This is a genomic window from Bacillus cereus group sp. BfR-BA-01360 (assembly GCF_022663595.1).
Classification (GTDB): domain Bacteria; phylum Bacillota; class Bacilli; order Bacillales; family Bacillaceae_G; genus Bacillus_A; species Bacillus_A cytotoxicus.
The window spans coordinates 35,943-51,627 of sequence record NZ_JAKUFV010000019.1 but is presented as its reverse complement, the minus strand read 5'-3'; the positions used below and the strand labels follow the sequence as shown (position 1 = coordinate 51,627).

Here is a 15,685-nt window from a genome sequence, read left to right as displayed (position 1 = left end):
AAATGTTACAATCGCTTATTATCAAACACCAGTACATTTGAACATTTATTATTTGTAAAAATCAGCAATATTTATAAACCAAAAAGCAGATGGTATAGATTTTTTCTATATCAACTGCTTTTTTATTATACCAACTTAAGCCAAGCTACACACTCCACATGAGTCGTATGCGGGAACATATCAACAGGCTGTACTTCTTGTGTTTTATACCCGCCTTCTTCTAGTACTTTTAAGTCGCGTGCAAGTGTTGCTGGGTTACATGATACGTATACGACGCGCTTTGGTTTCATGTCGATGATTGTATTTAGTAATGCTTCATCGCAACCTTTGCGCGGAGGGTCGACGACGATTGTGTCGGCGATTACGCCTTCTTTGTACCAGTTTGGAATGACAACTTCCGCTTCTCCAACTGCAAATTCTGCATTTGTCATGTTGTTGAGTTCTGCGTTTCGCTTTGCGTCTTCGATTGCTTCTGGCACAATTTCAACGCCATATACTTTTTTCGCTTTTTGCGCTAAGAATAGAGAAATGGATCCGATTCCGCAGTACGCATCAATAACTGTTTCATTTCCGTCTAGTTGTGCATATTCTAATGCTTTATCGTATAGCACTTTCGTTTGCTCTGGGTTTACTTGATAGAACGAACGCGCTGAAATCGCAAATTGAATATCACCGATAAAGTCATAAATATATTCTGATCCATATAGAACTGTTGTTGTCTCTCCAAAAATAACATTTGTACGTTTCGTGTTTACGCTTTGAACAATTGATTTTACATTTGGGAATTTCGCTGTAATTTCTTCGATTATCGCCTTTTTATTTGGAAGTTCTGCCGTGCGCGTGATGAAAACAAGCATAATTTCCCCTGTTACGTGTCCATATCTTGCCATTACGTGGCGAAGTGTGCCTTTATGACGTTCTTCATTGTACGCACGAATGCCATGCGTTTCACAAATGCGTTTCACTTCTTGAATTAATGTATCGTTCTCTTCCGCTTGAATTAAGCACGTTTCCATATTGATAATATCATGCGTCCCTTGACGGTAAAAACCCGCTACTAGTCCGCCTTCACGTTCTCCAATTGGCACTTGTGCTTTGTTGCGATACACCCACGGATTTTCCATACCGAGAACAGGGTGAACTGGCACGTCATGAAGACCTCCAATACGCTGCATGACATCACGTACTTGCTTTTGCTTCGCTGCTAACTGTCCTTCATACGTTACGTGCTGAAGCTGGCAACCACCGCATTGGTTGTAAACCGGGCACTCTGCCTCTTTACGATATGGACTTTCTGTGTAAAGCTTCATTAAGCGGCCAAATGCGAAATTCTTTTTTACTTTAATAATTTTAATTTGCGCTTTTTCACCTGGTAATCCGTTTTTGACGAAAATGGGATATCCGTCCACTTTCGCAACACCGGCACCATCATGGGTTAAATCTTCAAATACTACATCTATAAACTCGTTTTTTTCAACTGGTGGCGTCATTTTATTACTCATTTTCCGACCTCTCTTTTTCATAACACTGCGTTACATTTTATCATACTTACATAGTCTTTTTCTATTGGAAGAAAAAAAGCTATTGACGACACTTCTCTATTAATGTTACGCTACTAATAATTTAATACGGACGGTGTTACCTCATATATCCTCGATAATATGGATCGAGAGTTTCTACCTGGCAACCAATAATTGCCGGACTATGGGGAAAACTAATGAATATTAGCTTATAGGAAGACTTATATTGATTAGCTTTCTCTCATAGATGAAAGTGAATCTATTATGAGTCTTTTTTTATTTTCACTTTTAACAGGTCGGACATCTTACGTATGACATAAAACTTTTTAATCCTTTATTTATTAGTTATATAACTAATGTTTTATGTAAAAACTTTATAAGAACTTGTGAAAGGGGCAATTACATGCAATATGTAATAAGCATTATCGGCATCCTCGCCGTGTTAGGTTTATGCTTTGCTTTATCAAACAACAAAAGTAAAATTAACTTTCGTGCAATTGCTATTATGATTGTTTTTCAAATTTTTATTGGTTGGTTTATGTTTGCCACAAAGGTTGGTCAACAAATCATTATTTTAATTAGTAAAGTCTTCAACAAACTCATTAAACTTGGTACAACAGGTGTTGATTTTCTTTTTAATGGAATTCAACGAGATTTTGTCTTTTTCTTAAACGTACTATTAATTATCGTCTTTTTCTCGGCACTACTTTCTATTTTTAGTTATTTAGGCGTTTTACCATTTATTGTTCGCGTTGTAGGTGGTGCTATTTCAAAAGTTACTGGTTTACCACGCGTCGAGTCCTTCCATGCCGTAAATTCTGTATTTTTCGGTTCAAGTGAAGCTTTAATCGTAATTAAAAATGACTTAAAACACTTTAATAAAAACCGTATGTTCATCATTTGTTGTTCAGCGATGAGCTCTGTTTCAGCTTCTGTTACCGCATCATACGTGATGATGCTAGATGCGAAATATGTATTAGCTGCTCTTCCATTGAACTTATTCTCAAGCTTAATTGTTTGTTCTTTATTAACACCCGTTGATACAAAACGCGAAGAAGAAACTGTTCAAAAGTTTGATCGAAGCTTATTTGGTGATAGCTTCATTGGTGCAATGATTAATGGTGCATTAGACGGCTTAAAAGTAGCTGGTATCGTTGCTGCATTAATGATCGCCTTCATTGGTGTAATGGAAGTTGTAAACTACGTAATTACCTCCGCTTCAGGTGCAATGGGACATACAATTACACTACAACAAATTTTTGGTTATATTCTAGCCCCATTTGCTTTCCTAATGGGGATTCCAGTTCATGAAATTATCCCAGCTGGCGGCATTATGGGAACGAAAATCGCCTTAAATGAATTTGTAGCAATTCTTGATTTAAAAGAAATTGCGAAAACATTATCTCCACGTACAATTGGAATCGTTACAGTATTCTTAATTAGCTTCGCAAGTATTAGCCAAATTGGTGCAATCGTTGGTACCATTCGTGCTCTTTCTGAAAAACAAGGAAGTGTTGTTTCTAAATTTGGTTGGAAAATGCTATTTGCATCAACACTTGCTTCTATTTTATCCGCTACCATCGCTGGATTATTTATTTAACAAAAAGTCTCTATGATACGAGTCGTATCATAGAGACTTTTTGATTTCGCTTACTTTAAATTTAGCTTAATTCTTATTTCCTAATATTTATTATCCTTCCCAAAATGTTATAATTTGTAAAAATGAGATGAGGGATTATAATGAAGGCTCATATTCTTTTTGATTTTTTACATGTACTGTTTTTCAGTTTAAAAAGCTACTATATATTAGGAATTCCAATGTATGTATTCATTCTACCTGTCCTTTTTGTAGCAGCTTATGTAAGCATTTCCTTCAATAAAAAAAGAAAAAGTAGGTCGATTCACAACCACTAATTTTCCTCAAATGATATGATGAACAAGGGTATAAACCCACCACTCTTATAGGGGTGGGTATTTCAATGTAAATAGGCAACATACTACACAATAGAAGGTGATCGTTATGAAAAAATATATCGCTATTGCTTTATGCACATCTGCTATTCTAGCGGGCTGTAACACTAGCAATGTAAGTAATGAACCAAAACAAGAGAAACAGGTTCAAAAGCAAGTAAAAAAACAAGACGAGCTTGTAAAACCGCAAGGAAAGATTGTTTCTGATCCTATTACATATGAATCTATGAATACATCAATTCGTGTGACAGATGTAAAAGATTCTTTCACAGAAGTACAATATAAAATTTGGCGAACAGCAGACGGGAAAGAGAGCGCAAAACCTTTCGCTTCTAAAGAAAAAGACAATCAATTTGTAATTCCTTTTCATGTAAACGAGTTTGAAGGAAAACGCGGTGAATATCAAATTGAAGCATTCGGTGTGAAAGAAGACGGCAAACGCATCCCTCTTACACCATCTACCATTACATTCCAGCAACATGTTCCTATCTTAATGTATCATGCTATCGATGATTATCACGGTCAAGGAATTAAAGACTTATTTGTATCACCTGCTAACTTTGAAGCACAAATGAAATATTTAAAAGACAACGGGTATACGTTATTAACATTTGAACGATGGAACGAGATTAATAAAGTGAATAAACCGATATTTGTAACACTTGATGATGGGATGAAAAATAATATGAATGCATTCCGCATTCTGCAACAATTAAAGGATGCTACTTTTAAACCGACTGCAACCGAATATATGATTGTTGATAATGTAGGTGTTGAAGGTGCCTTATCAGCTGATGAAATAAAAGAGATGGTGAACTCTGGTATTTTCTCTGTCCAATCTCATACAGCGACACATGCTGACCTACCAAAAATCACAAACTATGAAGAAGAATTAAAAGGATCGAAAGAAAAGCTTGAAAAGATTACTGGAAAGCCTGTGATCGCTATTGCCTATCCGTTTGGACATGTAAATGATCAAGTTGTTGCAGAAACGAAAAAATATTATCAGTTTGCTACAACAACTAAACCAGGACAATTCATTACAAAAGGTGAAGCGGACGAATTGTTAAAAATGAAACGTGTTCGCGTCCACCACACAACTACGGTAGAGCAATTTGCTGCGTCTATTAAATAAGTATACATAAAAGCTCAATAACAGATGTATTCTATTTATATTTTTGAATTTTTCCTGTATTATGTATATAATAAACATTTCGAATAAAGGAGATTACATATATGTCATTTGAACAGAACTTAGAGAAATATGCTGCACTTGCAGTAAATGTTGGCGTAAACATTCAACCTGGTCAAACGTTATCGATTAATGCTCCACTTGAAGCTGCTCCATTTGTACGTCTCGTTACAGAAAAAGCATATAAATCTGGTGCAAAGCATGTATATGTAGATTGGAATGATGAAGTGTTAACACGCTTAAAGTTTGATTTAGCTCCAGATGAAGCGTTCTCTGAATTTCCTGCTTGGAAAGCGCGTGCACGTGAAGAATTAGCAAAAGAAGGTGCGGCATTTATGTCTATTTATGCAGAGAATCCTGACTTATTAAAAGGTGTAGATGCAACAAAAATTGCAACTGCTCATAAAGTTGCTGGAGAAGCGATGAAGGTATATCGCGATTATGTACAAGCTGATAAAGTAAGCTGGTGCGTCATCTCTGTTCCTACAAAAGAATGGGCTGCAAAAGTATTCCCTGATGTATCGCCCGAGCAACAAGAAGCAAAGCTGTGGGATGCTATTTTCCAAGCGACTCGTACAAATCTTGAAAACCCAGTTGAAGCATGGAAAAAGCATGATGAAACATTACATAAAAAAGTCGACTACTTAAATGAAAAACACTATAAAGCACTTCACTACACAGGCCCTGGAACAGATTTAACAATTGAACTTCCAGAAAAACACATTTGGGCTGGCGCTGGTAGCTTAAATGAAAAAAATGTACCGTTTATGGCTAATATCCCAACAGAAGAAGTCTTTACTATGCCATTAAAGACAGGTGTGAACGGCTATGTTTCGAACACAAAACCATTTGTGTTTTCCGGAAATATTATTGATAACTTTACACTCACTTTTGAAAATGGTCGCATCGTTGACTATAAAGCAGACGTTGGCGAAGAAGCGTTAAAACATTTAATTGAAACAGATGAAGGCTCTCATTTCTTAGGGGAAGTTGCCTTAGTGCCGCATGATTCACCGATTTCAAATACAAATATTCTATTCTACAATACACTATTTGATGAAAATGCCTCTTGTCATTTAGCAATTGGAAATGCTTATGCATTTAACTTAGAGGGCGGAAAAACAATGACGAAAGAGGAGCTTGCAGCAAACGGAGCAAATGCTAGCATTACACACGAAGACTTCATGATTGGTTCAGCTGATCTTGATATCGATGGTATTACAGCTGATGGGAAACAGGAGCCTATCTTCCGTAAAGGGAATTGGGCGTTTTAATACAACATAAAAGCTGTCTTCCAAAAATCGGAAGACAGCTTTTATGTTGCTGATGAAACCTTTAATCCGATTACACCTAATACAATGAACAGAATGCAAAACGCTTGAAACAAGCTAATATGTTCTTTAAAAAAGCAAAAGCTAATGATTGTAATACATAATGTGCCTAAACCGGACCAGATTGCGTAAGCAATACTTAAATGAATCTTTTTTACAACAATGGCAAAAACGCTAAAACAAATGCCATAACATACAAAGATGAATACACTTGGAACAAACTTCGTTAAACCATTTGATAACTTCATTGCGACCGTTCCAGCGACTTCAAATATAATTGTTACGAGTAGTAATAACCAATATATCATCTAGATCCCTCATCTTTTTGTTAGATTATAGAGATTCTAGTATATATTTTTATCTTCTCCTAAACAAGATTGTTAGCATTATAATCCTAATGAAATATATTTAATTTCTAAATACTCTTCAATTCCAAAGTGACCGCCTTCACGACCGATCCCGCTTTCTTTAAATCCACCAAACGGCGCTTGTGCAACAGATGGAAGGCCATCATTTAAACCGATAATTCCATATTCTAATGCTTCACTAATTTGGAATGCTTGACTCATATCTTTTGTAAATATATATGCCGCTAAACCATATGGCGTATTATTCGCACGCTCAATCACTTCTTCTACCGTTTTAAACTTCGCAACTGGCGCTACTGGACCAAATGTCTCTTCTGTCATGCATAGCATCGTATCATTTGCACCGCCAATAACAGTTGGTTCAATAAAGTGACCATTTAATTCTGTAACCGTTTGGCCTCCATATAAAATTTCGCCGCCTTTTTTCACTGCATCTTCAATGTGCTCTTGTACTTTTTCTACTGCATTTGCATCGATAAGCGGTCCTACAGTTGTCCCTTCACCAAAGCCATCTCCAACTTTTAACTGTGCAACTGCTTTTTTGAATTTCGCTACAAATTCTTCATATACCGCTTCCTGTACAAAAACGCGGTTTGTACAGATACATGTTTGCCCAGCATTACGGAATTTCGACCCAATTACAGCTTCGACAGCTTTATCTAAATCCGCATCATTCATCACGATAAATGGAGCGTGCCCTCCTAGTTCAAGTGACACTTTCTTCATCGTTTTCGCAGCGCTAGACATTAATTCTTTTCCAATTTCCGTTGATCCTGTAAAGGAAACTTTTCTTACGCGGCCATCTTCCATCCAAGCATCTGCAATCGCTTTGGCACTACCTGTTACAATGTTTAAAACACCTTTTGGAATATTAGCTTCATGTGCTAATTCCGCTAATTTCAGCGCTGTTAACGGGGTTTGGCTAGCAGGTTTTACAACTGCTGTACAGCCTGCTGCAAGTGCTGGTGCTACTTTTCTTGTAATCATTGCCGCTGGGAAGTTCCATGGTGTAATAGCTGCAATAACCCCAACAGGTTGTTTCGTTACTAAAATACGTTTATTCGGATGAGAAGCTGGAATCATTTCACCGTATACACGTTTTCCTTCTTCTGCATACCACTCTACAAAGCTATTTGCATAATTTACTTCTCCAAGTGCCTCAAGAAATGGCTTTCCTTGTTCTCTCGTCATAATAGCAGCAATTTCTTCTTTATTTTCATCAATAAGCGTAAACCATTTTCTTAATTTCTCCGCACGCTCAGCCGCTGTTAATTTTGACCAAGATTTAAAAGCTTCATGCGCAGCATCAACGGCTTGCTTCGCCTCTGTCACTCCACCTTTTGGAACCGTGGCAAATATCTCTTGTGTTGCTGGATTATGAATTTTAATTTGTTCCTCTAATTGAATCCATTCACCATTTATATACATTGCTTTTTGATCTAAATTTACATATGTCGCTTTCTTATCCAAAATTCTCTTCCTCCTCTATACTTTCCTGTTTGAAAGTGTTTCTTTTATACTTACCGAGAAGCATTCTAATAAAGAAATAACCTCCCAAAGTTACCCAACCTAGTACCATTAACCATTCATATGGCCAAATTAGCGCCGCTGGCATGCCTGGCATATATAATACAATAAAGCCAATACTTAATATAATTGCAATACTTCCAACTACTCTTCCATTCTTTACTTGAAATGGTCGCTTCATCTTCGGTGCTCTTTTGCGTAATATGAAAAAGGATAGACTGACTAATAAGTAAGAAACAACAATGCCAAGTCCACCTGCATCTACAATCCAAACAAGCGCCGGTCTTCCTAGTAATGGTGCAAAAAAGGATAGCATCCCTAAAAAGATGATAGAATGAGAAGGGGTGTTATATTTTGGATGCACTTTTCCAAACCATGCCGGTATCATTCCTTCTTTCGACATTGCGTATAATACACGGCTGCCTCCAATGATGAAAGCATTCCAACTTGTAATGATACCAGCTAAGCCACCAAAAATTAAGATATTCGCAAATACTTTAGAACCGAACACTGCTCCCATAGTATCTGCTGTTGCTAATTTTGTTTGAAGAAGCGCTTTCTGATTTAACGCCATTGATACACCTAATGCTATAAAAAGATAGAAAATCACAGCACAAATGACAGAAAAAATTAAAAGTTTCCCAATCTCTTTAAATGGAAGATTTACTTCTTCAGCAACTTGAGGGATTACATCGAATCCAACAAATAAAAACGGAACCATAATAAGAACGGTCATAACTCCGCCTATACCATCTATAAAAAACGGTTCTAAATTTTTTGTATCGCCGTTGAAACCAGCGCCAAAAACAAGCATAATTCCTGTTACTACAATAAAGAGAGTAAATATACTTTGAAACACAGCTGCTGTCTTCACACCAAAATAATTGATAATTGTAATAAACAGGGCACCACCCATTCCAATCATCGCCCATGTCAAGTATACATCCCAACCAGCAATCGTCCATAAATAAATGCTTTGATAATGAGGTAATACATAATCTACCACTGTCGGTAATGCAACAGCTTCAAAGGTAACGACAGATACATATCCTAGTATGATTGCCCATGATGCAACAAAAGCCGCCTTCTTTCCAAATGCCTTACGTACATACAATAAGCCACCGCCTGTTTCCGGCATCGCGGAAGCAAGTTCAGCGTATGTTAATCCAACGAAAATAACAAGTAACCCTCCAATAATAAAGGCAATTACAGCCCCCATTGAACCAGCAGATGTAACCCAATCCCCCGAGAGAACAACCCAGCCCCATCCAAGCATTGCACCGATCGCAAGGAAAAGAACATCAAAACGTGATAACACCTTTTTAAGTTTCTTCTCTCCCAACTATGAAATCCCCTCCTATTAACTTTTTAATTTTCCGAGTAGCTGCCGATTGGCTTATTTTCAAAAACTCTGCTACTTTATAGCTTGATCCATATGTTTTATATGCTTTTAAAATAATATTCCGCTCTACTTCCTCCAACATTTGGTATAGACTTTGACCAGATTGTTCAATCGTTACTTCTTGCATAGATACTGGTAAATCTTCTATCGTAACAATATCATCAGCAGTAATAACAAGCCGCTCAATTACATTCTCAATTTCACGATTATTCCCTTCCCAAGGATATCCTACAAACATTTGTAATGTACTAGGGGCTAATTTCACATCTCGTCCATACTTTTCATTAAAGTGCTGTAAATAATGATAAACTAATGGCAAAATATCCTCTGTTCTTTCACGAAGGGGCGGAATTTGAATCGGTATGACATTTAGACGGTAAAACAAGTCTTTTCGAAAAGTCCCTTGTTTCACCATTTCTGCTAAATTTCTATTCGTAGCTGCTACAATACGAACATCCACCTTTTTTAATTCTCTACCCCCTACCGGGCGGAATGTTTTTTCCTGTAGCACTTGTAATAATTTCGCTTGCATTTCTAGCGGTATTTCTCCTATTTCATCTAAAAAAAGCGTTCCTTTATGTGCGAGTTCTAATATTCCTTTCTTCCCTTCACGATTGGCACCCGTAAAAGACCCTCCAGCATATCCAAATAGCTCTGATTCAATAAGATTTGTTGGCAATGCCGCACAGTTCATTTCATAAAACACTTCATTTTTTCGATGGCTAATTTCATGTAAATGACGTACTAATCTACTCTTTCCTACACCGGTCTCACCCAAAATGAGGACTGTACTATCTACCATGGATATTTTTTTGATTGTTTCGACTATTTTCTGCATAGCTACACTTTTAAAAATAAGTCCTTCGTGCTCATATGTTTCTCGTAATTCCCTTTTATATGTCTTTAATTGATGATCCATCTCCTCTACTTTTTTTCGTAATTGATAAAGTTCAGTGAGATCACGAGAATAACTGATGACTCTACGTAAATTTCCCTTTGCATCAAACACCGGTCTTGTACGAACATGTAAATACTCACCTGATTTTGTTGTCTGAACAAGTTCAATTGGTTTCTTCTTCTCAATGACTTCTAATGTTGCAGATGGATAGAAAATCCCTTCCTTTTGCAAATCTTTCACATGTTTCCCAATCAATTCTTTCGCGGACAATTGATAGTGCCTTTCACATGTACTATTTACACGTACAACAATCCCTTTCTCATCCGTAACAAAGATTTCGTCAAACGCATATTCAAATACATCTTTTAAATCCATATATGCTCTTTCCTTTTCTGCAACCATTCTAGCCACTCCTCAAAGTCAATCCCTTACTCCAATTATTTACCTCTTATATTCTATTATAAATCTAAAACTTAATTTAAGGGAATTTTCTGTATTTTTAAGGCGGTAAACTAGAATAATTGCAACTGTGTTATCGGTACATCCACCCTTTATACCCGAGCCATATTTGCTTGTGTATAACAAGATTGTAAAGATTCTTCAATAATTGTAAGCCCTTCTTCCAATTGCTCATCTGTAATAATGAGCGGCATAAGAACACGAATGACATTTCCATAAGTTCCCGCTGATAATAAAAGCAAGCCACGTTTATTCGCTTCAGCACATAAGTTTGCAGTTAAAGCTTTATCAGGCTCTTTCGTACTGCGATCTTTCACAAGCTCAAATGCACACATTGCCCCTAATCCACGAACATGACCAATACAATGATATTTCTTCTTCATCTCTTCAAATCGTTCCATCACAATTTTCCCAATATGCATAGCTCGATCATTTAACTTTTCTTTCTCAATAATATCTAAAACAGCTAATGCGGCTACGCAGCCAAGTGGACTTCCCGCGTACGTTCCTCCAAGCTCGCCTGGTGCTGCCTCATTCATTATCTCCTTACGACCAATAACTCCACTAATTGGTACTCCAGCCCCTAGTGACTTAGAAACCGTAATTAAATCTGGTACAACATCGTAATGATCAATTGCAAAATATTTTCCTGTCCGGCTAAATCCTGTTTGAATTTCATCAGCTACAAATAAAATGTCATATTCCGAGCAAAGACGACGTACTTCTTGAACAAACTTTTTACTTGGAACGATAAAACCACCCTCACCTTGAACAGGTTCCATTACAACAGCAGCTATGCTTTCTGGAGCTACTTCTGATAGGAAGAAGTTCTTCAATTCTTCAATCATAAAGTTATCATATTGCTCATCTGTTAACCCTTCTGGACGGCGATACTCATATGGAAACGGCGCTTTATATACTTCAGGGGCAAATGGTCCAAAGCCAAATTTATACGGTTTCACTTTACTTGTCATCGTCATTGTCATTAATGTGCGACCATGAAATCCTTTTGAAAATGCAATGATACCAGATCTTCTCGTATATTTACGAGCAATCTTCACCGCATTTTCAACTGCTTCCGCACCGCTATTTAAAAATAATACTTGCTTATCAAAATTTCCTGGTGCTAATCTAGCTAATTTCTCTGCTAGCTCAATATACGGTTCATACATCATAACATTAAAGCCAGTATGAATATATTGATCTACTTGTTTATGAAGCGCTTCTGTTACTGCTGGATGACAATGCCCTACATTAATCGTTCCAATCGCACCTGCAAAATCAATGAATTGATTTCCATCGACATCTGTTACAAGTGCTCCATCTGCTGATTGTACAAACGTTGAAATCCCATTACTCACACCTCTTGGTATAATATTTTGACGACGTTCTAATAAAGAAGCTGCTTTTGGCCCTGGAATTTGCTCATTTACTTTTGCATATTTTTTTATACTCATCGTTTTTCCCATCCTTTTCTATACAATGTTTTTTCTTATATCCATTGCAAAATGTATGCCAACTTATGATCCTAGCATTCTTCCCTTTTTCTTTATATTTCAACATAAAAAATAAGTCTATAACGACTTATTTCAAGTCAGTATAGACTTATTTTATTTACCTATTAGGCTTTACTTGTTCAAAAAGAAGTGTACCAGAACTTGAAATTAGATCTCCTACCGAATCTAATATAAGATCGGCAAGCGGTGCTAAAGTTTGATAATCCCCAGTCCCAGATAGCACACCAATCGCATAACAATCCCCGCTATTTTTCGCTAAATGTAAATCTGTTGGGGTATCTCCAATAACAGCAATTTCTGACGGTATGAGATGAAATCTTTCGCAAATGAATTCTATAATTTTTTTATCTGGTTTTTGTGCTGGGAAAGTGTCAGAAGTAATTATACAATCAAAGAAAGATTCCAATTGATATTGCTTCAAGAATAATTCTGTTGGCGCTAAATCATCAGCTGTTACAACACCTAAAATAAATTCTCTATCTTTCAACGCTTGCAAAATTTCCGGAATATTCGCGGTCATTTTCATATGAGAGCGGTGTTCATACATAAGAGTAAATAATTGCTGACTCACCCACTGAGACATATTCTCTTCTTTTTCTGATGAAATATATTCACAAAATACTTTTGCTACATCACGACTTGTTCCAGCTGCTAAGGCACTCTCAGGATGAACAAAATTTTCTTCTACACCTATTTCACTTAAAAGCGTTTGTTGTAAAGATTGTGGTAAATCATATACCTTTATAAGTTGAGCGACAAGTTCTCCGGCCACTTTTACCCAAACGGAATGAAAATCCATTAATGTACCATCTTTATCAAATAATATTGCTTTGATCTTCTCCATAACCCCCCACCTTTCTCTTCTTCTCTCTCCCATTGTAACAAGGAAATATGGATAAAAAATGAATATATTGTAAAGATGCCATAAAAAACAAACAAACTTCCAATTTACAATCTAAATCGAATCATTTGACTATCATTTTGGAAAGGCGTAGAATTACTTTCATCGTAATGAGCTAATTATTTAACTTTATTAACTATCATGATAGTTTCCTACAATTTTTATATTATTATAGGAGATGTTTATATGGTTGAAGAAATGTTTTATCGAAAAATATTAGAAAATCTCTTTTCAGACCCTATTGAAGTGACACTTTGGGATGGAAAAACAGTTCAATATGGTGAAGGAGAACCTCTATTTCAAATTACATTCCATAAACCCCTTTCCAAAAAAGAACTTGCCAACGACCCATCGATTGCATTCGGCGAAGCTTATATGAATGGAGATATTGAATTAAAGGGTGATCTTGAAAAAGCGATTGAGTCCATTTACAAGAGCCAAGAAAGCTTTTTAGGAAATAGTAAGTTGCAATACTTCACAAGTAAATGGAATTTTTCAAAGAAGAAAAACAAAGAAGACATTACTCATCACTATGATATTGGAAACGACTTTTATAAATTATGGCTTGATGACACAATGACGTATTCTTGTGCTTATTTTCAGCATCCTGATGACCCCTTAACAACAGCTCAACATAATAAAGTAAATCACATTCTAAAAAAATTAAATCTGCGTAAAGGAGATACTTTGTTAGATATCGGATGCGGATGGGGAGAACTGATTACAGCAGCCGCGAAACAATATGGCGTGAAGGCAATGGGCGTAACATTAAGTGAAGAACAATACGCAAAAACTACTGAAAAAATTAAGCAAGAAGGCCTTACTGATTTAGTGGAAGTTGCCTTACTTGATTATCGTGACATTACAAATCGCAAGTTCGACAAAATTGTAAGTGTTGGTATGATTGAACATGTGGGAAAAGATCGTATTACTGAATATTTTCATACAGTAAATCGTCTATTAGCAGACGGTGGTGTTTCTGTACTACATTGTATTACTTCCCCAACAGATGGAGCTACAAATGGATGGATTGAAAAATATATCTTCCCTGGCGGATACGTTCCAGCTGTTAGTGAATTAATTACAAACATCACGAATCAAAAAATGTTCCTCGTGGATGTGGAAAGTTTACGAAGACACTACGGTAAAACATTGGAACACTGGGCCAAAAATTTCGAAAATGCACTTGATGAAATTCGCAAAACGAAAGATGAACGCTTCATCCGGATGTGGCGCCTCTATTTAAATGCTTGCGCAGCTTCATTCTATACTGGCAATATCGACTTACACCAATTCGTATTTACTAAAGGGATTAATGATGATATTCCATGGACACGCGCCTATATGTATGATACAAAGCAATAATAAGCTATTAAAAAAGAGGATGCCATTATAAGGCGTCCTCTTTCTGCTCAGGAACAAATAGTTCTAAGCAATGATAGATGTTTTCAAACTCCATCGGTGCATCTCCACCGTATTCACCATCTAAGTTGATCATTAACTTATCAGGCGAATGCACCTTAATACGATTTGCTTGCGTATATAATACTTTTGGATTGTTAATATGCTCACCGCGCTGCGCTTGAGTTGCCGCTTTAATTAAATCCGCTATTGATCCTTTTTTCAGTACTAACAAGTCAAATAACCCATCATTAATAGAAGCATATGGTGCTACCTTTTCAAATCCACCTACTGAACGTGTATTTGTAATTAAAAACATCGTAATTTCTTCTTGCAGCAACTTTCCATCATACTCAATCTCAACATACGTTGGATGTAATGACGGTAACATTTCAATTCCTTTTAAGTAATATGCTAATTGTCCTAGCACTGTTTTTAATTTGCTCGGCACTTCATACGTTAACTCTGTAATACGTCCGCCTCCAGCAATATTAATAAAATATGTATCGTTTGCTCTACCAAGATCTAACGGGACCGTTTTCCCTTCACAGATAATATCTGCCGCTTCTTCAATAGAACGTGGGACACCAATAGCACGTGCAAAATCATTCGTTGTTCCAACTGGAATAATTCCAAACTTCGGACGATGTTCCTGCTCTACTAAACCATTTACCACTTCATTTAAAGTCCCATCACCGCCTGCTGCAATGACTACATCAAATTTACGCTTTGCCGCTTGCCTCGCCGCAATTGTTGCGTCTCCAGGACCTGTTGTCGCGTGACAAGATGTTTCATATCCAGCTTGTTCTAATTTCTGTAATACTTCTGGTAAATGCTTTTTAAATAACTCACGACCAGAAGTAGGATTATAAATTATTCTTGCTCGTTTCATCATGTATTAGCACAGGAATTTTCTCATTCATCAATTCAGAAAAAAGAATATATCCAACTTTTCTCCAGCCTTCCTATGCCTGCCTCCTCTCATCTCCATATCCTTCTTTTATCCCAATTTAAAAGGACAAGTAAGAACCAGGATTCATATCGCTATGCATTCGCAAATCCTACCATTCTTCATCGCTATTACTGTTTGTTTTATGGAAAACATGGGAATCTTAATGATCTATTTTTCATAAGATAAAAAACTTTATATGTCTAGATGTATCATTATTCCCACCTTTTTGCAACTATCATACCATAG

Annotated in this window: 12 protein-coding genes and 1 riboswitch; of the genes, 4 read left to right on the top strand and 8 right to left on the bottom strand. The window is 36.6% G+C overall.

Features of this window, described 5'->3' with window-relative positions; all coding sequences use genetic code 11:
* Nucleotides 1-125: 125 nt before the first annotated feature.
* Nucleotides 126-1,502 (bottom strand): 23S rRNA (uracil(1939)-C(5))-methyltransferase RlmD, encoded by a 1,377-nt coding sequence (gene rlmD / locus MR056_RS16240; protein WP_087097597.1) that lies wholly within the window; start codon nt 1,500-1,502, stop codon nt 126-128.
* A 121-nt stretch (nt 1,503-1,623) separates the two neighbouring features.
* A riboswitch (purine riboswitch) is annotated at nt 1,624-1,725 on the top strand.
* Nucleotides 1,726-1,923: 198 nt separating this feature from the next.
* Here rlmD and MR056_RS16235 point away from each other — a divergent pair.
* The 3 genes from MR056_RS16235 to MR056_RS16225 all read left to right on the top strand — a co-directional run bounded on the left by MR056_RS16235 (nt 1,924) and on the right by MR056_RS16225 (nt 5,957).
* Entirely contained in the window at nt 1,924-3,120 is a 1,197-nt protein-coding gene (locus MR056_RS16235; protein ID WP_011983431.1) for a NupC/NupG family nucleoside CNT transporter, read from the top strand.
* Between the two features lie 420 nt (nt 3,121-3,540).
* Nucleotides 3,541-4,626 carry a polysaccharide deacetylase family protein gene (locus tag MR056_RS16230; protein WP_011983430.1) on the top strand — a complete coding sequence of 362 codons (1,086 nt, stop codon included), beginning with the start codon at nt 3,541-3,543 and terminating at the stop codon, nt 4,624-4,626.
* Between the two features lie 101 nt (nt 4,627-4,727).
* Nucleotides 4,728-5,957, top strand: coding sequence for an aminopeptidase (locus MR056_RS16225; protein ID WP_242136586.1), 1,230 nt, complete (start codon nt 4,728-4,730; stop codon nt 5,955-5,957).
* A 41-nt stretch (nt 5,958-5,998) separates the two neighbouring features.
* On the opposite strand, the gene MR056_RS16220 is transcribed toward MR056_RS16225, so the two are convergent.
* The 6 genes from MR056_RS16220 to MR056_RS16195 all read right to left on the bottom strand — a co-directional run bounded on the left by MR056_RS16220 (nt 5,999) and on the right by MR056_RS16195 (nt 13,029).
* Nucleotides 5,999-6,322, bottom strand: a complete 324-nt coding sequence (locus MR056_RS16220; protein WP_011983428.1) for a DMT family transporter — start codon at nt 6,320-6,322, stop codon at nt 5,999-6,001.
* A gap of 78 nt (nt 6,323-6,400) precedes the next feature.
* Nucleotides 6,401-7,852 carry an NAD-dependent succinate-semialdehyde dehydrogenase gene (locus MR056_RS16215; RefSeq protein ID WP_011983427.1) on the bottom strand — a complete coding sequence of 484 codons (1,452 nt, stop codon included), beginning with the start codon at nt 7,850-7,852 and terminating at the stop codon, nt 6,401-6,403.
* Nucleotides 7,845-9,251 (bottom strand): APC family permease, encoded by a 1,407-nt coding sequence (locus tag MR056_RS16210; RefSeq protein ID WP_087097593.1) that lies wholly within the window; start codon nt 9,249-9,251, stop codon nt 7,845-7,847. The genes MR056_RS16215 and MR056_RS16210 overlap by 8 nt, the downstream gene beginning before the upstream one ends.
* Nucleotides 9,232-10,611: a sigma-54 interaction domain-containing protein gene (locus tag MR056_RS16205; protein ID WP_011983425.1), complete on the bottom strand. Its 1,380-nt coding sequence runs from the start codon at nt 10,609-10,611 to the stop codon at nt 9,232-9,234. The genes MR056_RS16210 and MR056_RS16205 overlap by 20 nt, the downstream gene beginning before the upstream one ends.
* Nucleotides 10,612-10,760: 149 nt before the next feature.
* Complete coding sequence (gene gabT, locus MR056_RS16200) at nt 10,761-12,125, bottom strand: 4-aminobutyrate--2-oxoglutarate transaminase (RefSeq protein WP_011983424.1); 1,365 nt, start codon at nt 12,123-12,125, stop codon at nt 10,761-10,763.
* Between the two features lie 157 nt (nt 12,126-12,282).
* Nucleotides 12,283-13,029 (bottom strand): HAD family hydrolase, encoded by a 747-nt coding sequence (locus tag MR056_RS16195; RefSeq protein WP_087097591.1) that lies wholly within the window; start codon nt 13,027-13,029, stop codon nt 12,283-12,285.
* Nucleotides 13,030-13,272: 243 nt separating this feature from the next.
* Here MR056_RS16195 and MR056_RS16190 point away from each other — a divergent pair, with 243 nt between their 5' ends.
* Nucleotides 13,273-14,451 carry an SAM-dependent methyltransferase gene (locus MR056_RS16190; protein WP_087097589.1) on the top strand — a complete coding sequence of 393 codons (1,179 nt, stop codon included), beginning with the start codon at nt 13,273-13,275 and terminating at the stop codon, nt 14,449-14,451.
* A gap of 25 nt (nt 14,452-14,476) precedes the next feature.
* Here the strand turns inward: MR056_RS16190 and MR056_RS16185 are convergent, their stop codons facing one another.
* Complete coding sequence (locus MR056_RS16185) at nt 14,477-15,382, bottom strand: diacylglycerol kinase (protein WP_011983421.1); 906 nt, start codon at nt 15,380-15,382, stop codon at nt 14,477-14,479.
* Between the last annotated feature and the right edge of the window lie 303 nt (nt 15,383-15,685).